The sequence below is a fragment of the Defluviimonas sp. D31 genome (assembly GCF_033436765.1).
Classification (GTDB): Bacteria; Pseudomonadota; Alphaproteobacteria; order Rhodobacterales; family Rhodobacteraceae; genus Albidovulum.
In genome coordinates this window covers 257,862-279,917 of sequence record NZ_JAWQFN010000005.1, presented here as the reverse complement: position 1 = coordinate 279,917, position 22,056 = coordinate 257,862, and the positions used below count along the sequence as shown (strand labels likewise).

Below are 22,056 nucleotides of genomic sequence, written 5' to 3'. Positions count from 1 at the left end.
AGGTCCGGTGGATCGCCTCGACCTGATCGGGCGTCGCGAGTTCCAGCGGCGCGTAGGGGTTCTGGACGGCGCGCCAGGGCAGCTGCGAGATCGCCCCTCCGCCGCGGGCGGCTCTCGCCCGGCGCCCCGTGGTCCGTTTCTCGGTGGTCATCTCTGCATCGCTCATCCGGTAGTCCTCTCTTCGGCGTATCGGGTCATTGTCCCGCCCATTTCGGCGCCCGCTTTTCGGCAAAGGCGCGTGGTCCTTCTTCGGCATCGCGCGACGCGGCGACGGCGGGCCAGAGCTCTTCCGACAGGACGAAAAGCTCCGCATCGCGCTCCCGCAGCGCCGCCTGGGTGAGCCGGAGCGTCGCCGCGATGCCGAGGGGCGCATTGCGCCCGATTTCCTGCGCCAGCGCCCGCGCGGCGGCGACGGCCTCGCCTTTCGGAGCGAGCCGGTTCACGAGGCCGAGCGCCTTCGCTTCCTCCGCCCCGATCGGTGCGCCGGTCAGCGCCAGTTCCAGCGCGCGGCCGGGCGGGATGCGCCGCGCGAGCCGGAACGGGCCGCCCGCAACCGCGAAGATGCCGACGCCCGTTTCGGGCAGGCCGAAGACCGCGCCCTCCTCGGCGACGATCAGGTCGCAGGCCAGCGCGATCTCGAGCCCGCCGGCCAGGGCCGCGCCGTTGACCGCCGCGATCATCGGCTTGGTGCGTTTCGCGTCGACGAAGCCGGCGAAGCGGTTCTCTGCGAACAGGATCGCGTCCCGCTCGCCGCCGAGGAAAGCCTTGAGATCCATCCCGGCGCAGAAGGTGCGCCCTGCTCCGGTGAGGACACCGACACGCGCCGCGTCATCGGCCTCGAACCGCGCCACGGCATCGCGCAGGTCGGCCGCGAGCGCGGCATTGACCGCGTTCCGCTGCTCCGGCCGGTCGAGCGTCAGGACGGCGATGCCGTCCCGTGTCTCGTACTGGACAAGTCCGCTCATGCCGCGACGTCGCCGGGTTCCGCCGCCGGCGCCTGGACCAGCTCGATCAGGTCCGCGATACCGCTGCCGTCACCAAGCCGGTCGACCGCCGCTTCGATCGCCGCCGCGCGGTCGGTGCCCAGGGCCGGCCCGGCATAGGCGCGGAACTTGGCGCGGACCGTCGCCATGTCGACCGGCGCCTCGGGATCGTAGAGCGCCTCGGTCGGCTCGGATTGCAAGCGGCGGCCGTCCTTCAGCACGAGCGCCACATGGGCGATCCGGCGCGCGGGGAAGGCGGCATTGTACTCGTCGCTTTCGGTCACGGTCATCGACTGCGCGAGCCGCCGGATCTCGGGGTCGGCGAAGCTCGCCTCGGCCACGTCGACGGGATCGACGCGGCCGCGCACGAGCGCCACGGCGGTCGGATAGGCGGTGGAATACTGCGCCTCCTCGGTGGTCTTCGGGTCGCGCGTGGCAAGCCGCCGGGATTGGTGGAAGGTGGTGATCTCGATCCGCTCGACATCGCCCGAGGTGAGCTTGTGTTCCGACCGCAGGTTCAGGACCGCCTGCAGTGGCGGCTGCGCCCAGCGGCAGACCGGATAGGCCTTGTAATACTGCTCGGCGATCCGCCACCGCGTGCCGAGATCGTCCCAGAGATCGGCGACATCCGCGCCCTCGACGGTGATCGCCGGCGCGCCGGTGAAGCCGTCGGCGGCGAGATAGGCGGCCGACACGCCCGCCATCGCGCCCCAGCCCGAGCCGTCCTTCACCATCGTCGGGTGGTCGATGCAGCGCATCATCTGGCTGCGCGGCCCGTGATACTCGGCGATCCCGATCGCCTCGCGGCTCTGCGCCGCGTCGAGGCCGAGCACCCGCGCTCCGAGCGCGGCGGCGGCCACCGCCACCCAGGCGCCCGAGGTGTGGTAGTCGGGCACCGTGCGGTGGAGCGCAATGCCCGCCCGCGTGCCGATCTCGTAACCGGTGACGAGGCCGGCGAGGAAGGCGCGGTCGTCAAGCCGCCCCTCGGCCTCACTCACCGCCAGCAGCGAGGGAAAGACGCCGCAGCCGACATGGCCCTTGGTCAGCTTGTGCCCGTCATGGCCGTCGAGCGCGTCGATGGTGATGCCGCCGGCGAGTGCCACGCCCGCGGGGCTGGCGGCGCGGCCGTCGAAGAGGATCCGTGCCTGCCGGGCGCCGGGGCCGAAATGCCCGGCGGCATGGTCGCGGATGATCCGCGACATGCGCGTGCCGGCCCCGCCCGCTGCGACGCCGATCAGGTCGAGAAGCCAGCGGCGGCCGAGGTCCAGCACCTCGTCGGGCAGGCTCGACGCGTCGGTCTCGTGGAGGAAGTCGATGAAGCGCGAGGACATGTGTTCAACTCCTGTGGGTTGGGCGGCCGGGTCAGCGCCCGTCGAAGACGGCGGGACGTTTTTCAAGAAGCGCGTCGACGGCCTCGTCGTGGTCCGCCGTCTGGTGGCACGCCCCCTGATAGGCGGCGGCGAGCTGAAGGACCGAGGAAAGCCGCGTGTTCAGCCCCTCGCGCAAGAGCCGCTTGGCCATGCGGAGCTGGCGCGGCGGGTTCCGTGCAATCCGGGCGGCGAGCGCGCGAGCTTCGTCCATCAGCGCCTCGGGTTCGACCACCTTCGACACCAGCCCCCAGGCCAGCGCTGTCTCGGCGTCCACCGGATCGGCAGTGAATGTCATCTCGGCGGCGCGGCTGAGGCCCACCTGGCGCGGCAGGAGCCAGGCACCGCCGTCGCCCGAGATCAGGCCGACGTTGACGAAGTTCTCGGCAAAGGTCGCGCGGGTCGAGGCGATGCGGATGTCACACAGGCAGGTCGTGTCGCAGCCCGCGCCATAAGCCGGGCCGTTCACGGCGGCGATCAGCGGAACCTCGCAGTCCCACATCGCCCGCGCGACGCGCTGGATGCCGAGCCGGTAGCCGTCCTTCACCGCGACCGCATCGCCTGCGAACGTGCCCTGCTTGTCTTTCATGTGCTTGAGGTTGCCGCCCGAGGAAAACGCCTTGCCCGCGCCGGTCAGGATCGCCACCCGCACGCTCTGGTCGGCCGAAATGCGCGCCATCGCGGCGACGATCGCATCGCAGAGGTCGTGGTCGGTCAGCGGGTTGCGCGCCTCCGGCATGTTGAGGGTGAGCGTGACGACGTGGCCGTCCTGCTCAAAGATCAGCTTGTCAGACATTTCCGGGTCTCCTGTCAGGCCGCCGCGGGCGGATTGTAGCGGGCGACGAGTTCGCGCTTCAGCACCTTGCCGCTCGGGTTGAAGGGCAGCTCGTCGAGGAACTCGTAGCGTTTCGGGCGCTTGTAGGGCGCGAGATCATCGCCCGCCTTGCAGAAGGCGTCGAGCTTGTCCGCCGTCAGCGCCGGATCGGACCGCACGATGAAGGCGGTGACGACCTGCCCCCCATTTCTCATCCGCGAGCCCGACCACCGCGGCCTCCTGCACGCCGGGGCAGCGGTAGAGGAGCTCCTCCACCTCGCGCGGGTAGATGTTCTCGCCGCCCGAGACGATCATGTCGTCGGCGCGGCCGTGGAAATAGTAGAACCCGTCGGCGTCCTGGCTGAAGAGGTCGCCGGTATAGATCCAGCCCGCCTTCAGCTTCTTCTGCGTCTCAAAGGGGTTGTTCCAGTACCCCTCCATCGCCTGCGCGCCGCGCACGATGAGCTGGCCGATCCGGCCCTGCTCGACCGTCTCGGAGGGCGGCACCTCGCGGCTCTGGTCGTCGGTGATGATCCGGCATTCCGAGATAAGCGTCGGCTTGCCGCAGGAGCCGAGCTTGCGCAGCGCGTCCTCGGGATGCAGGACCAGGGTCAAAGACGCCTCGGTCATGCCGTAGCCGTTGAAGATGCCGGGGCAGAACTCCATCATCACCCGTTCCATCGTCGTCGACGAGATCGCCGCGCCGCCGGTGGTGATGAGCCGCAGCGACGAGACGTCGTAGTCGGCGAAGCGCGGGTGGAACAGCATCTCCTGGATCTGGGTCGGCACCGCGAAGAGTGTGGTGATCTTCTCGGACGCGATGGTCTCCAGCGTCTTTTCCGCCTCGTAGCGGCCGATCACGACATTGGTCCCGCCGACGAGGAGATGCGGGATGAAATAGGCCTGCATGCCCCCGACATGGTAGAGCGGCGCGATGTGCAGCGCGCTGTCGGCATGGCTGAGCGAGTATTCCATCACGCAGTTCATCGCGATAGCGATGTCGTTGGCATGGGTGTGGATCACGCCCTTCGGCCGGCCCGTCGTGCCCGAGGTATAGACCAGCGAGGAGATCGCGTCACTCGCGGGGATCGGGCGCGTTTCGTGCCGGTCGACGGTCTCCTCGGCCAGCGTGTCGAAATGGTGGTGGCTGTCGGGGATGTTCGCCTTGTCGTAGGCGCAGCCGATGAAATCGTGGACCGAGCGCACCTGCCCGGCGACCTTGAGCGCGTTCTCGGTCAGGTTGCGGCCATAGACGAGAACGCGGGCGCCGGAATCCTGCAGGATATAGGCCGCCTCGCCCGGCGACAGGCGGAAGTTCATCGGCACCGCGACGGCACCCAGCACTTGGCAGGCGAAATAGGTCGTCACCGAGTTCTCGGAGGTCGAGACGTAGAACGCCACCCGGTCGCCGGGGCGGACCCCGAGATCCGAAAGCGCCTGCGCGAAGCGGCGCACCCGGCCGAGCCATTCGGCATAGGTCCAGCGGCGGTCCTCGAAGACCAGCGCGAGGTGGTCAGGGTAGCGGTCTGCGGAAGCTTCCAGCAGGCGTGCGATATGCATCGCGTTTCCCCTCCGAGGGGTCAGAGATTGGGCCGGATCGCCGGCATTTCCCGCGCGGCGATCAGGTATTTGCACATTTCCGACGTCCCGCCGACGATCGGCAGCGCCCGCGCGTCGCGGTAGAGCTGCTCGACCCGGCCGTACTGCTGCGTAACCCCGTCGCCGCCGAGGATCTGCACCGCGCGGTCGGAACAGAACACCGCCGTCTCGGTCGCGACCAGCTTGGTCTGGCTCGCCTCGCGCATCAGTTCCTTGCCGTCGATCCCGGCGTCGTACATCTTCGCGGCGCGGTGGGTGAGAAGCTCGGCCGCGTCGATGCGCCAGCTCATCTGCGCGATCATGTCCCAGATCAGCTGCTTCTGGCCGAGCTTCTGGCCGAAGCTCTCGCGGGTCTGCGCGTGCTCGCGCGCGAGGTCGAACGCCGACCGCGCGACGCCGAGGCCGGAGCCGCCGAGGATCACGCGCTCGAAGTTGAAGGCGCCGAGCATGATGCGAAAACCGGCGTTGACCTCGCCGAGGAGATTCTCCTCGGGAACGCGGACGTTCTCCAGCGTGACCTCGCCGACGACCGAGCCGCGCCGGCCCATGAAATCATAGGTGCGCGGGAAGGACAGGCCGGGCGTGCCGGCGGGAACGAGGATCGCCGTCATGCCCTTTTGCGGGGCGACATCGGGATCGGTGATGCCCCAGACGATGTAGACATCGGCCTTTGAGGCGTTCGAGATATACCGCTTGAAGCCGTCTATGACCCATTCGCGAGTCTTTTCGTCGAAGCGGATCCGGGTCTCCATGCCGGCGCTGTCCGAGCCGACATTGGGCTCGGTCATGCAGATCGAGCCGACCGCCCGGCCTTCGAGGATCGGCGTCAGGTAGCGCTCGCGCAGCGTCGGACGAGCATGGGCGTGGATCGGGTAGGCGCAGGACAGGGCCGTCGCGATCGTCGTCTCGAAGGCGTAGTTCAGATAGGCGGCCTCTTCCGAGACGATCACCGCATGGGTCAGGCCGGGCTTGGCGAGGCTTCCCTTGTAAAGGTCGCGGAACATGACCTTTAGGTAGCCCGCCTCGCCCAAAGCCCGCGCGACGGCGAGCTGGGCAGAAAAGTCCTGGTCTTTCTCGATGGCGTCCACGCGGGGTCCAAGCTCACGCGCCATGAAGTCGCGCACCTCGGCACGGAAGGCGCGGTCCTCGTCGGTCAGGAAGAAGTCGTGCATCTTGCTTGCCCCTAGTGGTTTTCGCGCACGAAGTCCGGGATGCCGAGCGTCTCCACCAGCCGTTGCGTCTCGCGCAGGACGAGGGCGATGTTGCTGTCACGGACCGTGGGCAAGAGGTGGCGGGCGTGGCGGACCACGTCGTAATCGAGCTCGGCGGTGATCAGCTCCGCCTCGGCTCCGGCGACGGCCAGTTCCTTGCCGAACGGGTCGATGATGCGCGAGCCGCCCCAGAAATGCAGGTCACGCTCGGTCCCGGTACGGTTCGCCATGATGACCGGTGCGCCGTACATCATCGCGTAGAAACGGCAGGTCAGCGCCCAGCCGGCGGGATTGTCGAAATCGGCCCCGACGGCCTCGATGCCCGAACTCACCGGGCAGGTGAGAAGCGTCGCGCCCTGCAGGAAGGCCAGATGGGTGAGCGCGGGGTTCCAGACGTCGGCGCAGATCAGGAGGCCCGCCGTCCAGCGCCCGGCGAGGCTGAAGGTCTCGACGAAGCGGCCCGAGGCGTAGTGCTTGCCTTCCTCCAGCTTGCCGTAGGTCGGCAGGTTCACCTTGCGGTGAAGGTGCAGGAGCTTGCCGTCCTTCAGGACCGCGGCCGCGTTATAGAACTGCGCGGCCGGCCCTTCCTCGATGAAGCCGACGGACACCGCCATCGGTCCTGCGGCCTCAGCGAGCTGCATCAACCGCGGATCGGTGCGCGTCATCGCCGCCGTCAGCAGGCGGTCGGGTCCGTAATGCCCGGTCAGCGAAAGCTCGGGCAGGACGAGAAAGTCGAGCCCGGCCTCGTGCCCGCGGGCGATCCAGTGGAGGTGGCGGTCGATATTGGCGTCCACGTCGCCGATCTCGCTGGAGAACTGCGCGGCGCCGACTTTGATCTTCTGAGCGGTCGACATGACCTTCCTGCCTTCGAAACAAGAGGATCCGGGAGGCGGCGTCCGCCTCCCGGGGGGAGTGTATCAGATGAGGCCGTTTTCCTTGAGGAAGTCGGCGGCGACGTTCTCGATCGAGACCTTCTCGACGTCGACGCGGGCGTTGAGGGCCGCCATCACGTCGTCGTTCAGCTTGGCCGAAACCTGGTTCAGGAGATCGCCGAGCTCGGGGTTGGCTTCGAGCACCTCGGTACGGACCACCGGCGCCAGTGCGTAGGCCGGGAAGTAGCCCTGGTCGTCGCTCAGGACGACGAAGTCGAAGGCGGGGATGCGGCCGTCGGTGGCGAAGACCAGCCCGACATCGACCTGCGCGTCCTTCAGCGCCTGGTAGACAAGACCCGAATCCATCCGCTTGACGTTCGCGCGGCCGAACTCGAAGCCGTAGGCGACCTCGAGCGGCTTCAGCCCGTCGGGACGCGCGTAGAACTCGGCGTTGGACCCGAACGAGATCTCCTGACCGCCGTTGACCGCCTTGGCGAGTTCCGAGAGCGTGGTGATCCCCTTTTCGGAGGCATCTGCCGCGCGCATGGCGAGCGCGTAGGTGTTGTTCGCCGCCGACGCGTCGAGCCAGGTGATGCCCTTCTCGGCGTCAAGCTCCTTGACGCGGGTGTAGGTGTCGGCGGCGTTCAGCTTATCCTCGACCTTGTTGTAGGTGATGAGCGAGGTGCCGGTGTATTCCCAGTAGACGTCGATCTGGCCGCTTTCCATCGCCTCGCGGACGGCGGCGGAGCCCATGCCGGCGCGGTTGTCGACGCTGTGGCCCTTGGCCACGAGGAGCTGCTCGGTGATCGACGAGAGGAGCTGTTGCTCGGTGAAGTTCTTGCCACCGACGACGATGTCGGCCGCTTGGGCGGTCATCGCGAAACCGGCGAATGCCAGTCCGGTCAGGGCGGTCTTGATAGTCATGTTCATTCCGTCTTCTCCACGTTGGAATGGGATCGCCGCGCGTCAGCGAAGCGGGTTTACGCCCTTCGGGATCAGGTGCAGCTGCGCCTGGCCCATCAGGAAGTCTACGAGCACCGCCAGCATGGCGGTGGGCACGGCCCCGGCGAGCAGCATGCCGGTGTCCATCAGGTCGATGCCGGTGAAGATCAGCTCCCCAAGGCCGCCGCCGCCGATCAGGAAGGCGAGCGGCGTGGTGCCGAAGTTGATCGCCAGCGCCGTGCGGATGCCCGAGAAGATCACATAGAGCGCGTTCGGCAGCTCGACCCGCCAGAGGATCTGGAGGGGCGTCATGCCCATACCGGTTGCCGCTTCCTTCAGATGCGACGGCACGGCCAGGAGCCCGGCATAGGTGTTGCGCACGATGGGCAGCAGCGAGGCGACGAAGAGGCCGAAGAAGGCCGGCGGGAAGCCGATGCCGAGAATGGTCATCGACAGCGCGATCACCGCGAGCGTCGGGATGGTCGTGCCGATGTTGAAGACCTGCATTACGGTCTCGGCGTAGCGCTCGGCCGAGGGGCGCGACAGCCAGACGCCGACGGGGACGCCGACGAGGATGGCCGCCCCGCCCGAGGCGGCGACCAGCATCATGTGCTGGCGCGACAGGAAGGCGATGTCGTCCCAATAGACCATGATCTGGTCCAGAAGCCCCGAGTTGGCTACCCAGAGGCCGGCCAGAAGCCCCAGTGCCAGCATGGCGCCGCGTCCAAGGCCGATGGGTCGTGCGATAGCGCGCCTCATGTCTCAGGCCGCTCCGGCATTCGCGCCGCCATAGGTCGCGCGCAATGCGGCGGTGACCGCGGGTTGCGTCACGACGCCCGCATAGCGCCCGTTGTCGTCGGTGCAGGCGAGCCACATCGTGTCATGGGCGAACATCTCGGAGACGACGGCGCGCAGGTCGGCCCGGACCGGAACGCTGGCCGGCAGCGGATGGGCGAAATCGCCGATCCGCCCGGACGCGCCCTGAAGCTCGTCGGCGGTGACGAAGCCGACCGGGTGATGGTCGCCGTCGATCACGACCGCGATCCGTTCGCCGGACGACGCCAGCGACTGGCGCACGTCCGCGACCGAGGCCGAGCGAGCGGCAGAGGCCGCGTCGGCCCTGGCCACTTCCTCGGCGGTCACGAGGCGCAGGCGCTTCAGCGTCCGGTCTGCGCCGACGAAATCCGCGACGAAGGCATTGGCGGGATGCGCGAGGATACGGTCGGGCGAGTCATACTGCTCGATCTTGCCGGCGCGGAAGATCGCGATCTTGTCGCCCATCTTCACCGCCTCGTCGATGTCGTGGCTGACGAACATGATCGTCTTCTTCAGCGCGGCCTGCATCTTCAGGAACTCGTCCTGGATGATCTCGCGGTTGATGGGGTCGATGGCGCCGAAGGGCTCGTCCATCAGCATGACCGGTGGATCGGCCGCGAGCGCGCGGATCACGCCGACCCGCTGCTGCTGACCGCCCGAAAGCTCCCTGGGGTGGCGTCGCAGGAAGTGTCGCGGATCAAGGCCGACGAGGTCGAGCAGTTCGGCCGCCCGCGCCTTGGCCTTCTTCATGTCCCAGCCGAGGAGCTTCGGGACGACGCAGATGTTCTCCTCGATCGTCATGTTCGGGAAGAGGCCGATCTGCTGGATGACGTACCCGATGTTCCGTCTCAGCTCGATGTCGTTCAGCTTCGACGTGTCCTCGCCGTTGATGAGGATCCTGCCGCTCGTCGGCGCGATGAGCCGGTTGATCATCTTGAGCGCGGTCGTCTTGCCGCATCCCGACGGGCCGAGCAGGATGCAGATCTCGCCGGTCGGCACTTCCATGTTCACCTTGTCGGCGGCCACGACGAGGCCGTTCGGCGTGGCGAAGGTCTTGGTGAGGTCTTCGAGACGGATCATTCGGGTGGTCCTTCGTCGGGGCGCGTCAGCGTTTCAGGCCGGCCGGGGTCAGGCGCTTCTGCAGCTTCAGAAGCGCCCAGTCGGCGGCAATGGCGAGGAGGGAGACGGCGATCGCGCCGGTGACAAGCTGGCGCGGATCGGTCTGCGAGATCCCGCGCGAGATCAGGACACCGAGACCGCCCGCGCCGATATAGGCAGCGATGGCGGCCACGCCGATGTTCATCACCACCGCGGTCCGCACCCCGGCCATGATGACCGGCACGGCGATCGGGATCTCGACCTGAAGGAGCCGCTGCAGCGGCGTCATGCCCATCCCCTTCGCCGCCTCGCGCAGGGCTGGGTCGACATTGGTGATGGCGGTGTAGGTGTTGCGGACGATCGGGAGCTGCGAATAGAGCAGGATCGCGATGACCGCCGGCAGCCAGCCGATCCCCTGTCCGATCGTCGACAGGAGCGGGATCATCAGGCCGAAGAGCGCGATCGAGGGGATCGTGACGATGATCGACGCGACATAGAGGACGGCATCCGCCACGCGCTTGCTTTGGGTGATGGCGATGCCGATCGGCACGCCGGTCAGGATCGCCAGGCCCACGGCCACCGCGACGATCGAGATATGTTCGGCCGCGAGGCCGAGGATCACGGACCAGTTGTTCGCGACGAAGCTGAGTATTTCCATCTCTCCCCCCGACCCGCCAGACAGTCCGTCTCGGCAGGTTCGCTAGGGAGATACGACGCCCCATTACGTCAGACGTTACGGGAGTTCGCCATCCTCTTGCACGAATCCGCCATGCCCGCGCGGGCGCCGACGCCGGGTCACCGAAGGCGATTCGCCGAAGCGCGCCTTGAAGCTGCGGCTGAAGTGGCCGAGGCTCGAAAACCCGCATTGCTCGGCGATCGTCTCGAGCGACTCGGTGGAGGCGAGGAGCATCCCCCGCGCCGCCTGCAGCCTGAGCCCCATGTAGAACTCGGACGGCAGCTTCTCGACCTCGGCGAGAAACAGGCGCTCCAGCTGGCGCTCCGAAATGCCGACCTGCTCGGCGATCGCGGTAATCCTGACCGGCTCGGACAGCCGGCGCTTCATGATCTTGATGGCCGCGAGAAGCCGCTCGTCCGTGATGCGGAACCGCCAGCGGAGGTCCTCGTGCTGGGCATGGGACGACGGGCGGATCGGGCCATGCAGGAACTGGTTCGCGACGTCGATCGCCAGATCCTCGCCGTCGATCTGCGTGATGAGCGCCAACATCATGTCCATCGCCGCCGCACCTCCGGCCGCGGTCAGGATCCCTCGATCCCAGCAATAGAGTTCCTGCGAGACATCGAGATCGGGAAACGACTTCTCCAGCTCGCGCGCCGTCTCCCAGTGAATCGTCACGCGGGTGTTGTGCAGGACCCCGGCACGGGCCAACAGCAGCGCCCCGCTGCTGATGGCACCCAAGAGCCGTCCACGGGCCCGAAGGCGCCGCAGCCAAGCGAATGTCCGTGGCGCTTGGTAATCCTTGGGGAACAGGCTGGCCACGACAACCGTCAGGTCGGTTTCCGAGGCGGTGTCGACGCCATGCTGCGCCTTGATCTCGATGCCGTTGCTGGCGGCGATCAGGCCGGCATGGTCCGCCGCAAGCGTCCATTCATACCGCTGCGCCCCCAGGAGCCGGTTCGCCGCGCGCAGCGGCTCGATTGCGGAACTCAGGGCCATCATGGAGAAGCCCTCGACGAGCAGAAAGGTTACGCGGAACGGCCCCTCGCGGCGCAAGCGCCTCAGCGTTTCGGCGAACCCCTCCCATTTCTTCGGAGCAACACCTCCGGCATCGCCCGACTGCGCTCCTCGCAAAAGAAAGACCCCTTCTTCCCTGTCTCCGCGGCGGGCACCCGACCACACGGCCCCCTTGTACAATGGCGAACCGCGGCTGGACATACCGCCTGCCGCCTGCGATGGCCGCATGGACCCCATGTACCATCATGAGCGGCGGTCGATGGTCAAGGACACGAGCACCCCATCGTCGGCAGTTATGTCCGCGCATTGCGGCGGTGCCGCCAAGGGGAGCCGGCACCGAGGATCGCGCTCCTGGTGGCGGTAAGCGTGCGGCCGGGCGTTCGAGATCGGTCATCCGTCATGCCGGCACGGCGTCGTATGCCCCGCACGTTTCCTCGACTTCTGCCGCGCAGCCCCCGACGCGAGTGTCGTTGTGGTGAACTGGCGCCACGGCTACGAGAGCGAAGTTCTCCTGCCGCGAGAAGTACGGGCAGAGCGCGCAAAGCAGACAGGTTCATGGCTTCGGAGTCGGCGCTCGGCGAGGTGTCCTGAAAGTCGTACCGGAACAGCGCCTCGCGTCTGTTCGAGCGAGCTAAGTCGTCCGCTCCGCGTGTCACACGGGCGAAAAGACGTCGCGATTCTACGAAAAGGGGCGCCGCGAATAACGGTCGCGTCCGATCAGGGGCAGGGCACCTAGACCGCACCGCCATTGGCTTGCGCCGACGGTGCCGGATGGTCGAGCGTTGACTTTTCCGTGTCCGTCCTGCGGACTTCGCTGGGGGCCATGCCCGTCAGGCGCTTGAACGCGCGGCCAAAATGCGATGCGTCGGAGTAGCCGAGCATCAAGCCGATTTCGATGATCGGAATGTCGGTCTCGGCGATAAGCTCGCGCGCCTTGTCGATCCGCGTCTTCAGCACGAGATCGCGGTAGGAGATGCCGAATTCGTCCATCCTCCGCCGCAGGGTCCGTTCCCCGAACCCCAGCCGCCGCGCGACCTGGCCCATCTCGACGCTCCCCTCTTCCAGGCCGAGGCGGATCATGGCCTCCACCGCGGCCAATGACTCCTTCGGGGCAGGCGTGGTCACTTCCAGTACGATGTCGTTCAGCGTCGTCATTTTCGATGGCCGCACCAATTGCGCACAGGACAGCGCGGAGCGCTTATAAGCCAGGGTGATCGAAGGCTGCTGAAAACGTATTTCGCATCCGAACAGCTGTTCATACCTCGCTACATTTGCCGGCTTTGGAAAATCAAAACCGACGTGATCGAGGAGAGACTTTCCAGTAATGTACCTTTCGCCCAGCGAGGCCATAACCCGCGCCGCCAGCACCGCATAGTGTCTATAGCCTTTTACATTGCGCAACACGGAGTGGTAATTCCAAAAGGCAAGATTACCCTTGGTCTGAAGGGAGAGGCGGTCGTGCGAGGTATGGTAGGGCATCATCGCGCAAGCCAGATGGATCGCGTCACCAAAAGTCTCGGCGGCGGACACATAATCTGCGAACTTGCCAAATGTTGAAATCGAGGCGTGCTTTGCAAGTTCCAGGCACGCTTCCCCCTTGATTGCCTGTGACAGGCCCTCAAAGAAACTCAGCTGGCGGCTCTGGGGGACATAGTGCTTGAAACTGCGCAGGACCGTTTCAGGCAGGTCGACTCGCTCCAAGAGCGAGGCCAATGCGCGCGGTCCGATCATTTCCTCGACGGGGTCCGCGAAGCCGACGAATGCACGGCTGGAGATCATAGGAACTCGCATTTTCAGCGGTCTCTCTCCAAGCCTGAATCTCACCCATCGAGAATTGTAAATCGCTCATTCTCCAGCGCCGTTTCCGCGCCGGGTTATAAGGGTAGGGCGGATCCGCCCTACCCAAAAAGTATTAGATCACTTGCAACGCTTGTCGAGAATCAGCTTGATCTGGGTCTTCTTGCCCTCGCGGTTGTCGCTGCCGTCGATGATCATCTGCATCTCAGACGCATCGGCCCAGGAAAGCTTGCCGAGACATTCTTCGGACACGCCGTGATCGAGCAGCAGGTCTTTGAGATACTGTTCCGTATTGTTGAGGGTGAGCGAGCCGTTTTCATAGAGCTTTTCGGCGTAGGTCTGCGCCATGCCAGCGGTGCCGAAAGCACATGCCAGCACCGCAAGCGAGAGCAGCTTTTTCATGGGTATTCTCCAATTCAATCACGGTTTCCATTAACTGGGCTGCACAGCAGAGGTCACCTTTGGTGAACCCCGCGATGCTTAGCAGCGTCACTATTGCATCGCGCAAATCAAGGATGCTAGCCATATTCGGACAGTGTGATTCTTTCGCCCCTTGAGCATCCGTTGCAGCAGTTCCGGTTGCCTTCCAATTCGGAACCTTATATTGGGGAGCGCCGGACTTCCGCTTTAGATCGACATCGCGAGCCGGGGGTGCCGTCGATTTCGTGTTCATGATTGAAGGCTTGCTCCCGGATTCCGCCAAGAAGCCGTGCCCTGCCGCTGCATCCATGATGCGGCAACAGCGTTTCAAGGCGAGCGCGCATATCGGCCACCGTCTCCGGGTCGGGCGCGCCGCGCTGGAGCGACCGGTGAGGGCGATCAGGGCGCGAGCGGCGCCTGCCCTGACGTAAGATTAAAGGGGCTTCGAATTTCTGCCGGAACGGGGAGAATCCGCGCGTGGAATCGCGGGCTGGCGCCGGATGCGGATGCTCGGGCGGGCGATTTGCAAACCAATCCCGCGCGCGGCCGCAGCCCGGCGGCAAGAGAGCGGCGGGCACGACACGGTCAGGACCAGGGCAGCCGCGTCAACCTGCGCTGGCAAGACCCCTCGAGGGGAATCTGCCTGATCCGGTCAGGCGCCGGGCGCGTTGGCCGGGCAGCCTCGCGACCGGTATCCGGCCCTTAGGTCATGCGCCCACGCAGTCAGCGAAGTAATGCACCGAACCGTCGGCGCCGACCTCCTGCACGAGGCCGTGGATATCGGTTTCGAAACCCGGGCATTCGCGCGCGAACTCGCGGTTGAACTTCAGGTATTCCACGATCTTCTTGTTGAACACCTCGCCCGGAATCAGCAGCGGGATGCCCGGCGGGTAGGGGGTGACAAGGCTGGTGGTGATCCGGCCCTCCAGGTCGTCGATCGGCACGCGCTGCGTGGTCCGGCGCGCAATATGCGAGAACGCCTCGCTGGGTTTCATCGCCGGCGTGAGGTCGCTGAGGTACATGTCGGTGGACAGGATCGCCACGTCGTACTTGGCATAGAGCGCGTGCACATGCTGGCAGAGGTCGCGCAGCCCCATCTGCTCGTAGCGCGGCTGCTTGGCGCAGAACTCCGGCATGGCGCGCCACATTGGCAGGTTCCGGGCGACGTCGTCCTTGAACTGCTGCAGCGCGGTCAGGAGCGTGTTCCAGCGGCCCTTGGTGATGCCGATGGTGAACATGATGAAGAAGCTGTAGAGGCCCGTCTTTTCGACCACCACCCCGTGTTCGGCCAGATACTTGGTCACTATGGAGGCGGGAATGCCGGTCTTCTCGAACCGCCCGTCGAGGTTCAGGCCGGGCGTGATGATCGTGGCCTTGATCGGATCGAGCATGTTGAAGCCGGGCGCCATATCGCCGAACCCGTGCCACGAATCCTCGCCGTCCGAGGGCTGCACACCATCCGCGTCCGTCCGTTTCAGCACCCAGTCCTTGGTGCGGCCAATGCCTTCCTCCACAAGCTCGTCCGGCCCCCAGACCTGGAACCACCAGTCGTCCTGGCCGAACTCCTCGTCGACCTTGCGCATGGCGCGGCGGAAATCGAGCGCCTCGGCGATGCTCTCCTCGACGAGTGCGGTGCCCCCCGGCGGCTCCATCATGGCCGCGGCCACGTCGCAGCTGGCGATGATGCTGTACTGCGGGCTCGTGCTCGTGTGCATCAGGTAGGCTTCGTTAAAGAGGTGCCGATCAAGCTTCGTGTCCTGCGAGTCCTGGACCAGCACATGGCTGGCCTGGCTGATGCCGGCGAGGAGCTTGTGGATCGACTGCGTGGCGTAGGTGACCGAGTGCTTGGTGCGCCCGCGCTTGCGGCCCATGGAATGGTAGCTGCCGTAGAAGGGGTGGAAGGCCGCGTGCGGCAGCCAGGCCTCGTCGAAATGCAGGTTGTCGACATAGCCGTCGAGCATGCCCTTGATGCTCTCGGTGTTGTAGAGCACCCCGTCGTAGGTCGACTGCGTGAGCGTCATGATGCGCGGCTTGACGGTATCGGCATCGACATCGGCGAGCAGCGGGTTGGCGCGGATCTTGGCCTTGATCGTCTCGACTTCGAACTCGCTGTGCGGGATCGGGCCGATGATTCCGTAGTGGTTCCGCGTCGGTTTGAGGAACACCGGGATGGCGCCGGTCATGATGATGCTGTGCAGGATCGACTTGTGGCAGTTGCGGTCCACCACCACCACGTCCCCCGGCGCCACCGTGTGGTGCCAGACCATCTTGTTGGAGGTCGAGGTCCCGTTGGTGACGAAGAAGCAGTGATCGGCGTTGAAGATGCGCGCGGCATTGCGCTCGGAGGCGCCGATGGCGCCGTTGTGGTCGAGAAGCTGGCCGAGCTCCTCCACCGCGTTGCAGACGTCGGCGCGCAGCATGTTCTCGCCGTAGAACTGGTGATACATCTGGCCGATCGGGCTTTTCAGGAAGGCCACGCCACCCGAATGCCCCGGACAGTGCCACGAGTATGAGCCGTCCTCGGCGTAGTCGAGCAGGGCCCGGAAGAACGGCGGCTGGATGCCTTCGATGTAGCTCTTGGCCTCGCGGATGATGTGACGCGCCACGAATTCCGGCGTGTCCTCGAACATGTGGATGAAGCCGTGCAGTTCGCGCAGGATGTCGTTGGGCAGGTGGCGGCTTGTCTTGGTCTCGCCGTAGACGTAGATCGGCACGTCGGCGTTCTTCCAGCGCACTTCCTCGATGAAGCTGCGCAGGTTTGTCACGACCGGGTCGACGTCCGGGCCGGGGCTGAATTCCTCGTCGTCGATGGAAAGAACGAAGGCGCTGGCCCGCGACTGCTGCTGCGCGAACTGGGAAAGGTCGCCGTAGCTGGTCACCCCCAGGACTTCGAAACCCTCGTTTTCGATGGCCTGCGCCATTGCCCTAATGCCGAGGCCCGAGGAGTTCTCGGAGCGGAAATCCTCGTCGATGATGACGATGGGAAAGCGAAACTTCATGGAACTTTCCTTCTGGCATAACGGCATATGGGGAAGACGCGTCGCACCGGCGGCGAAACAACCCCTGTTCCCAGGCATGTTGGTCTGGGGACTGTTCATGTTTCTTCCGGTTGATCGGCCTGCCGTCAAGGCCTGCCGAACGATTCCGGCGCGGAACGGCCGGCTGGGCCGGCCATCCGCGCGCGATACGGCGAGTCCTTTCGCGGGATTGCGGCCCCTCGGGTGCCGGAAACATGACGGCCGTGCTGGCCGGGCCGGGCGGCTCTGCGTCCCGTCGGGCGCGCTTTCTGCCAGAGTGGTTCAGGTCAAGGCGACCACGACGTCGGTGCTCCAGTCGCGGCACTTCGCCGACAGCGAGCCCGGAAGCTCGGCATCCGTGAACACCACGTCGATCTCTGCGAGAGAGGCGATCCGGGCGGGCGCATTGCGCTGGATCTTGGAGTGGTCGGCGACGAGGAAGGTCTTGCGGGACTGCCGGATGATCGTCTGGCTGACGCCGACCTCCTGAATGTCGAAGTCCAGAATGTCGCCGTCCTGATCGAGCGCCGAGCAGCCGATCACGGCGAGGTCGAACTTGAACTGGCGGATCGTCTGGGTTGTCAGGCTCCCCACGAGTCCCCCGTCCGATCGCCGCAGCGTTCCGCCGGCGACGATCACCTGGCACTGGGCGTTTCCGGCAAGAATGTTCGCGACGTTGATGTTGTTCGTGACGACCATGAGATCCCGGTGACGCAAGAGCTCGCGCGCGACGGCCTCAGTGCTCGTGCCGATATTGAGAAAGACCGACGCGTTGTCCGGTATCGCTCTGGCGCAGGCTTGCGCGATCACCTGTTTCTCTCCGGCATTGAGCGCGCGCCGGTCCTCGTAGCCGATGTTCATCGTGCCGGAGGGCAGGATCGCGCCGCCATGCACCCTCTCGAGCTGCCCCGCATCGGACAGCTCCGTCAGATCCCGGCGCACGGTTTGATGGGTGACGCCGAAATGCTCCGCCAGCCGCTCGACCGTCACCCGTCCTTCGCGGCGGGCGATATCGAGGATTTCGGGTTGCCTGAACGATTGAGACATACGGAGCTCCAATCTGGCTGGGCCGCTCTCTGATGGGGCCGGGCGTGGCGGTAGCCGAAAGGCTCCTTTTCACGCCGGCTTCTCTGAAAAACGAACAAGACCGAGCATGGCAAGCTCCGCCATGTCCGCAGAACCGCGTTGCAGGCGTTGCCGGAACCGTAGTGAACGCGCTGCCTGGGTCCACCCTGCCACATTTTCCCCGGGAATCGAACATCGCGGCGATAGAGAAAGGAAAACGAACGGTAGCGAGCCCGATTTGCTTCCAGGCGCGGTCAGTTCGGTAGAAAGCGAATGCGGCCGTTACGAACGGGGAGGCCCTCGCGATGTCCGATATGGTCGGATCCGAGATTCATGATCCGTGCGTCGCCGGCGGCGGCATCGCGCGGGATGCCGCCGGGCGAGCTCAACGCCTGGTCACGTCGATCCGCCGCATGACCTGCGCCTCGTGCCCGATCGCCTCGAGCCAGCGCGCCACGAGCCGCGCATCGTGCGGCGCGGCATGGAGCCCGACGGGCAGCTCCCGCGCCATCACCGCCTCGACGGCAAGCGCCACCGTCCCCGAGACGAGCCGCGCCATCGCCGAGCCGCGCACATCGCCGCGCGCGTCGAGCGCCCAGCTCTCGTGCCAGACCGGCACGCCCGCCCGCTCCGCCTTCAGCGCGACGCACAGCACGACCCGGTCCGGCTCTCCGGGGCCGAAGGGGTGTTCCTTCAGCAGCCGGTCCGACAGGTCCTCGAGAGTTGCCGCGTCGGGCTCCGCGGCGAGCGCCTCGAAGACCGGCGCCCAGGCATCGGCCCAGCCGTTGAGCCGGAGCGTTCCGCGCACGAAGTCGCGCAGTTTCCAGGCGGGGTCGAAGCGGTAATCGGCAACATAGGGCAGGCTGTCGCGGTTCGGGTAGACCTCGAAGGTTTCCGGCACCGGCAGCGGCGCGGCGAAGCTCGTGACCGCGTCCCAGGGATGCGCCACCCGCAACTCCGAGAAGTCCCGGATCGCCCGCGCCGGCGCCATCAGCGCCTTCAAAACGCCGAGCGGCGACCAGGAGAACTTGTAGCGGAAGGCGTTCGGGATCGCCGGAAGCCCGCCGCAATAAGAGGTGAACGAGAGGACGTTCGCCACGTCATAGGCCGGCGAGGCGCGGTAGCGGGCGACGAGGTCATGCGCCATCAGGTGGTCGATGCCGGGGTCGAGCCCGACCTCGTTGACGATCGTCACCCCGGCCTCGCGCGCCGGCTCGTCGAGCGCCCGCATCTCGTCGGTGATGTAGCTCGACGAGATGAAATGCGCCCCGCGACCCACGCAAGTCCGCGCGAGGCTGCCGTGCAGATGCGCTGGCAGCATCGAGACGACAATGTCGCCCCGGCCGAGGGCCGCGTCGAAGGTCGCGGGCTCCATCGCCCGGATCTCGTCGGTCAGATCGCCGACCGCCTCCACGGCCGCCTCGACCGGCAGGTTCCAGACCGTCACCGGACGGCCTGCGAGGATCAGCCGCCTAAGGCCCGGAACTGCCGAAAGGCCGGTGCCGCACCAGTGAATTCGCATCGCTTTCCTCCCTTTCCGCAGCCCCGTCAGCGCCAGTGCACGTCGCCGAGGAAGATGTAGCCCGCCCCGTAGATCGTCTTGATCAGGCGCGGGTTCTTCGGGTCCTCGCCGAGCTTGGTCCTGAGCCGCGAGATCCGCACATCCATCGCCCGGTCGAAGCTTTCTCCCGCCGCGCCGCCAAGGCTCTCCTGCATCTGCGCGCGCGAGATCAGCCGTTTCGGACTGTCGAGGAAGAGCCGCAGAACCTCGCCCTCGGCATGGGAGAAGGGCACCTCGGCACCTTCCTCGTCGACAAGAACGTAACGGTCGAAATCGGCGCTCCAGCCGGCGAAGCGCGCCACGGTGGCGGCGCGCTCGGGATCGGCGCGGCCCTTGCGAAGCCGGGCGCGTATGCGCGCCACGACCTCGGCCGGATCGAAAGGCTTGATGATGTAGTCATCGGCGCCAAGCTCGAGCCCCGTCACCCGGTCCTGCACCTGCGCCCGGCCCGAGATGATGATGATCGCGGCGCCGGATTCCAGCGCCAGCCGATGCACCAGCGCCAGCCCGTCGCGGTCCGGCAGGCCAAGATCGACGAGACAGACATCGGGGGTGATCCGGTTCAGCGCGGCCTCGAACTCGGTCGCGCGCGCGAAACTAGAGGTGCGGAAGCCCGCCTCCTCCAGCGCGTCCGACAGCATCCGGCGAATCTCCGTCTCGTCGTCGAGGATCGCGACATGGGGCCGGGTATCGGGCCCGCGCGGGTTGGTCTGGCTCATGCGGCCTCCCGGGTGGCGAGCTCGGCGGCGAGCTCGGCGGCGGTGAAGGGTTTGGTGAGGATCGGAACCGCCCCGGCGCGGGCGCGCAAAGCATCCCCCGGCGGCAGCGACGTCATCAGGAGCCGCCGCGCCGGGTGGTCGCGGGCGGCCAGGCCTTGGATGAAATCGACGCCGTTACGGTCGCCCGGCAGGCTTATGTCCGACAGGATCAGATCGACCCCCGGCAGGTCCGCAAGCTCCTCCGCCTCCGCGACGCTCGCGGCCTCGATGACATTGTGGCCCATCGCCGTGAGCATTTCGCGGATGTCGGTGCGGATCTCCTCGGTGTCCTCGACGAGCAGCACCAGAAGCGGCGCGGCCGGCGCCGGGCCGACCGGCCTCAGCGGCAGCCGCAGCGTCACCTTGGCGCCGCCCTCCGGACGGTTGGCGAGCTTCACGCTGCCGCCCATCAGCTTTGTGTGGTCATAGACCATCGACAGGCCGAGCCCCGACCCCTCGCCACCCTTGGTGGTGAAGAACGGATCGAGCCCGTGTTCGAGCGCCGCCGCCGAGAAGCCGGGCCCGGTGTCGGCGACGCTGATCTCGATCCAGGTGTCGCGGACCGGGCGGACGGTGAGGGTGATCCGCCCCGCGCCCGCGCCGATCGCGTCGCGGGCGTTCAGGACGAGGTTCAGGAGCGAATCCTGCAGCGATCCGGCGTCGAGCAGCACCGGTCCCATGGTCGCTGCGACAAGGATGTCGAGGCCGATCCCCTCAGGCAGCGACGGCCCCGCCATGATGCGGAGCTCGTCGAGGAGGGCGGCAAGGTCGGTGGCGGCGGGATGGATCTCGCGCGGGCCGGAGATCGCGGCGATCCGGTCGAGGAGCGTGCCGCCCCGCCGCGCGGCGGCGAGCGTCGCGCGGGCGAGGTCGGAAGCGTCGGCCGGCAGATGTTCGATCCGTTCCAACCGCCCCTGCAGCCCGAGGATGATCGTCAGGAGATTGGCGAAGTCGTGCGCGAGACCTGAGGTCAGCTGGGCCGCAAGCTCGCGCTTTGCGCTCTGGCTCAATGCGGCGCGGGCCTGGGTTTCCTCGGTGACATCCATCGACAGGATGTAGACGCCCTGAACCCGTCCGTCGGTGCCGCGGTCGGGCGTCAGCGCGAGCCGGATCCGGCGGCCCGAGGCGTCGTGGGTGAACTCAAACACGTTCGGCTCGCCCGAGAGCGCGCGGCCGAGGCCCGGCTCGATCTTGGCGAAGGTCTCGGCGCCCAGCGCCTCGGGCACCGGGCGGCCGACGATGTCGGAAAGGCTGCCCGGCATCACCGCCGACAGCCGCCGGTTCGAATAGGTATAGACGAGATCGGGTCCGACATGGGCGATATGGGCCGGCATCATCTCGGTCACGAGCCGGGTCCGCGCCTCCATCTCGGTCAGTTCGCGCTTGGCCTCGGTCAGCGCCGCGTTCGTCGCGCCGAGCGCGCGGTTGGCCTGGGCAAGCCGCTCGGCATGGGTGAGGAGCTGGTCCGACAGTTCCTCGGAACGGGTGCGCAGGAGTGCTTCCTGCGCCTTGATCTCGGTGATGTCGGTATAGACCGTGACCCAGCCGCCCTGCTGCAGGGGCGAGCCCTCGACCGAGATCGTGCGGCCGTTGGCGCGGGTCCGCTCCATGTAGTGCGGCTGGAAGGCGCGGGCCTGTTCGACGCGTGTCCGAATCGCGTCTTCCTCGTTCTCCACCGGCCCGTATTCGCCGCGGTTGACAAGATAGCGGATCGTGTCCTCGAACGCCGCGCCCGGCGTCACAAGCTCCTCCGGCAGTTCGAACATCTCCTGGAAGCGGCGGTTGCAGACCGCGAGCCGGAGGTCCTTGTCGTAGATCGACAGCGCCTGCTGGATGAGGTTCAGCCCGGCTTGGGTCAGCTTGGCGCGCGTGTCGGTCCGCTCCATCCGCGAGGGCTCCTTTCGCCCTATCGCTAGCACCGGCGGGCGCGGGCCGCAAAGGGGAAGACGGGCCTGTTACAATTCGAAAGGATTGAGAAAAAGTCCGGAAACCTTTGGCCGCAATCGTCTTGCACGGAAGCTGCGGACATCGGAGGAATCGTCC

Annotated in this window: 19 protein-coding genes; all 19 read right to left on the bottom strand. The window is 66.5% G+C overall.

Going from position 1 to position 22,056, the window contains the following annotated elements:
- Window positions 1–194 precede the first annotated feature (194 nt).
- Window positions 195–965 (bottom strand): crotonase/enoyl-CoA hydratase family protein, encoded by a 771-nt coding sequence (locus R5H32_RS11910; RefSeq protein ID WP_318338894.1) that lies wholly within the window; start codon window positions 963–965, stop codon window positions 195–197.
- Window positions 962–2,314 carry an MmgE/PrpD family protein gene (locus R5H32_RS11905; RefSeq protein WP_318338893.1) on the bottom strand — a complete coding sequence of 451 codons (1,353 nt, stop codon included), beginning with the start codon at window positions 2,312–2,314 and terminating at the stop codon, window positions 962–964. Before R5H32_RS11905 ends, R5H32_RS11910 begins: the two co-directional genes overlap by 4 nt.
- A gap of 31 nt (window positions 2,315–2,345) precedes the next feature.
- The gene (locus R5H32_RS11900; RefSeq protein ID WP_318338892.1) at window positions 2,346–3,146 is read right to left on the bottom strand and encodes a crotonase/enoyl-CoA hydratase family protein; all 801 of its coding nucleotides are present in this window, start codon (window positions 3,144–3,146) and stop codon (window positions 2,346–2,348) included.
- A 14-nt stretch (window positions 3,147–3,160) separates the two neighbouring features.
- Window positions 3,161–3,343 carry a hypothetical protein gene (locus R5H32_RS11895; RefSeq protein ID WP_318338891.1) on the bottom strand — a complete coding sequence of 61 codons (183 nt, stop codon included), beginning with the start codon at window positions 3,341–3,343 and terminating at the stop codon, window positions 3,161–3,163.
- Window positions 3,282–4,724 carry a class I adenylate-forming enzyme family protein gene (locus tag R5H32_RS11890; protein ID WP_318338890.1) on the bottom strand — a complete coding sequence of 481 codons (1,443 nt, stop codon included), beginning with the start codon at window positions 4,722–4,724 and terminating at the stop codon, window positions 3,282–3,284. Before R5H32_RS11890 ends, R5H32_RS11895 begins: the two co-directional genes overlap by 62 nt.
- Before the next feature lie 20 nt (window positions 4,725–4,744).
- Window positions 4,745–5,935 (bottom strand): acyl-CoA dehydrogenase, encoded by a 1,191-nt coding sequence (locus tag R5H32_RS11885; RefSeq protein ID WP_318338889.1) that lies wholly within the window; start codon window positions 5,933–5,935, stop codon window positions 4,745–4,747.
- Between the two features lie 11 nt (window positions 5,936–5,946).
- Window positions 5,947–6,828 carry a nitrilase-related carbon-nitrogen hydrolase gene (locus R5H32_RS11880; RefSeq protein WP_318338888.1) on the bottom strand — a complete coding sequence of 294 codons (882 nt, stop codon included), beginning with the start codon at window positions 6,826–6,828 and terminating at the stop codon, window positions 5,947–5,949.
- Window positions 6,829–6,891: 63 nt separating this feature from the next.
- Window positions 6,892–7,770 carry a glycine betaine ABC transporter substrate-binding protein gene (locus tag R5H32_RS11875; protein ID WP_318338887.1) on the bottom strand — a complete coding sequence of 293 codons (879 nt, stop codon included), beginning with the start codon at window positions 7,768–7,770 and terminating at the stop codon, window positions 6,892–6,894.
- A gap of 42 nt (window positions 7,771–7,812) precedes the next feature.
- Window positions 7,813–8,547, bottom strand: coding sequence for an ABC transporter permease (locus tag R5H32_RS11870; RefSeq protein ID WP_318338886.1), 735 nt, complete (start codon window positions 8,545–8,547; stop codon window positions 7,813–7,815).
- A gap of 3 nt (window positions 8,548–8,550) precedes the next feature.
- Window positions 8,551–9,684 (bottom strand): ABC transporter ATP-binding protein, encoded by a 1,134-nt coding sequence (locus tag R5H32_RS11865; RefSeq protein WP_318338885.1) that lies wholly within the window; start codon window positions 9,682–9,684, stop codon window positions 8,551–8,553.
- Between the two features lie 25 nt (window positions 9,685–9,709).
- The gene (locus R5H32_RS11860; RefSeq protein ID WP_318338884.1) at window positions 9,710–10,360 is read right to left on the bottom strand and encodes an ABC transporter permease; all 651 of its coding nucleotides are present in this window, start codon (window positions 10,358–10,360) and stop codon (window positions 9,710–9,712) included.
- A gap of 75 nt (window positions 10,361–10,435) precedes the next feature.
- The gene (locus tag R5H32_RS11855) at window positions 10,436–11,623 is read right to left on the bottom strand and encodes a GlxA family transcriptional regulator (protein WP_318338883.1); all 1,188 of its coding nucleotides are present in this window, start codon (window positions 11,621–11,623) and stop codon (window positions 10,436–10,438) included.
- A 504-nt stretch (window positions 11,624–12,127) separates the two neighbouring features.
- Window positions 12,128–13,174, bottom strand: a complete 1,047-nt coding sequence (locus R5H32_RS11850; protein ID WP_318338882.1) for a helix-turn-helix domain-containing protein — start codon at window positions 13,172–13,174, stop codon at window positions 12,128–12,130.
- A 138-nt stretch (window positions 13,175–13,312) separates the two neighbouring features.
- A complete protein-coding gene (locus R5H32_RS11845; protein ID WP_318338881.1) occupies window positions 13,313–13,594 on the bottom strand; it encodes a hypothetical protein in 282 nt (93 codons plus the stop codon).
- Between the two features lie 725 nt (window positions 13,595–14,319).
- The gene (locus R5H32_RS11840; protein ID WP_318338880.1) at window positions 14,320–16,611 is read right to left on the bottom strand and encodes an arginine/lysine/ornithine decarboxylase; all 2,292 of its coding nucleotides are present in this window, start codon (window positions 16,609–16,611) and stop codon (window positions 14,320–14,322) included.
- Between the two features lie 300 nt (window positions 16,612–16,911).
- A complete protein-coding gene (locus tag R5H32_RS11835; RefSeq protein ID WP_318338879.1) occupies window positions 16,912–17,676 on the bottom strand; it encodes a DeoR/GlpR family DNA-binding transcription regulator in 765 nt (254 codons plus the stop codon).
- 403 nt (window positions 17,677–18,079) lie between these two features.
- A complete protein-coding gene (locus R5H32_RS11830) occupies window positions 18,080–19,216 on the bottom strand; it encodes a saccharopine dehydrogenase C-terminal domain-containing protein (protein WP_318338878.1) in 1,137 nt (378 codons plus the stop codon).
- Window positions 19,217–19,242: 26 nt separating this feature from the next.
- Window positions 19,243–19,974 (bottom strand): response regulator transcription factor, encoded by a 732-nt coding sequence (locus R5H32_RS11825; RefSeq protein ID WP_318338877.1) that lies wholly within the window; start codon window positions 19,972–19,974, stop codon window positions 19,243–19,245.
- Entirely contained in the window at window positions 19,971–21,899 is a 1,929-nt protein-coding gene (locus R5H32_RS11820; protein WP_318338876.1) for a PAS-domain containing protein, read from the bottom strand. Before R5H32_RS11820 ends, R5H32_RS11825 begins: the two co-directional genes overlap by 4 nt.
- Window positions 21,900–22,056 lie beyond the last annotated feature (157 nt).

What these genes read in the sequence shown, in the direction of transcription:
- R5H32_RS11865 (WP_318338885.1), bottom strand. Translation starts at nt 9,684, where the DNA reads ATGATCCGTCTCGAAGACCTCACCAAGACCTTCGCCACGCCGAACGGC.
- R5H32_RS11840 (WP_318338880.1), bottom strand. Translation starts at nt 16,611, where the DNA reads ATGAAGTTTCGCTTTCCCATCGTCATCATCGACGAGGATTTCCGCTCC.
- R5H32_RS11825 (WP_318338877.1), bottom strand. Translation starts at nt 19,974, where the DNA reads ATGAGCCAGACCAACCCGCGCGGGCCCGATACCCGGCCCCATGTCGCG.
- R5H32_RS11880 (WP_318338888.1), bottom strand. Translation starts at nt 6,828, where the DNA reads ATGTCGACCGCTCAGAAGATCAAAGTCGGCGCCGCGCAGTTCTCCAGC.
- R5H32_RS11830 (WP_318338878.1), bottom strand. Translation starts at nt 19,216, where the DNA reads ATGCGAATTCACTGGTGCGGCACCGGCCTTTCGGCAGTTCCGGGCCTT.
- R5H32_RS11890 (WP_318338890.1), bottom strand. Translation starts at nt 4,724, where the DNA reads ATGCATATCGCACGCCTGCTGGAAGCTTCCGCAGACCGCTACCCTGAC.
- R5H32_RS11860 (WP_318338884.1), bottom strand. Translation starts at nt 10,360, where the DNA reads ATGGAAATACTCAGCTTCGTCGCGAACAACTGGTCCGTGATCCTCGGC.
- R5H32_RS11905 (WP_318338893.1), bottom strand. Translation starts at nt 2,314, where the DNA reads ATGTCCTCGCGCTTCATCGACTTCCTCCACGAGACCGACGCGTCGAGC.
- R5H32_RS11820 (WP_318338876.1), bottom strand. Translation starts at nt 21,899, where the DNA reads ATGGAGCGGACCGACACGCGCGCCAAGCTGACCCAAGCCGGGCTGAAC.
- R5H32_RS11875 (WP_318338887.1), bottom strand. Translation starts at nt 7,770, where the DNA reads ATGACTATCAAGACCGCCCTGACCGGACTGGCATTCGCCGGTTTCGCG.
- R5H32_RS11900 (WP_318338892.1), bottom strand. Translation starts at nt 3,146, where the DNA reads ATGTCTGACAAGCTGATCTTTGAGCAGGACGGCCACGTCGTCACGCTC.
- R5H32_RS11850 (WP_318338882.1), bottom strand. Translation starts at nt 13,174, where the DNA reads ATGATCTCCAGCCGTGCATTCGTCGGCTTCGCGGACCCCGTCGAGGAA.
- R5H32_RS11870 (WP_318338886.1), bottom strand. Translation starts at nt 8,547, where the DNA reads ATGAGGCGCGCTATCGCACGACCCATCGGCCTTGGACGCGGCGCCATG.
- R5H32_RS11855 (WP_318338883.1), bottom strand. Translation starts at nt 11,623, where the DNA reads ATGCGGCCATCGCAGGCGGCAGGCGGTATGTCCAGCCGCGGTTCGCCA.
- R5H32_RS11885 (WP_318338889.1), bottom strand. Translation starts at nt 5,935, where the DNA reads ATGCACGACTTCTTCCTGACCGACGAGGACCGCGCCTTCCGTGCCGAG.
- R5H32_RS11910 (WP_318338894.1), bottom strand. Translation starts at nt 965, where the DNA reads ATGAGCGGACTTGTCCAGTACGAGACACGGGACGGCATCGCCGTCCTG.
- R5H32_RS11845 (WP_318338881.1), bottom strand. Translation starts at nt 13,594, where the DNA reads ATGAAAAAGCTGCTCTCGCTTGCGGTGCTGGCATGTGCTTTCGGCACC.
- R5H32_RS11835 (WP_318338879.1), bottom strand. Translation starts at nt 17,676, where the DNA reads ATGTCTCAATCGTTCAGGCAACCCGAAATCCTCGATATCGCCCGCCGC.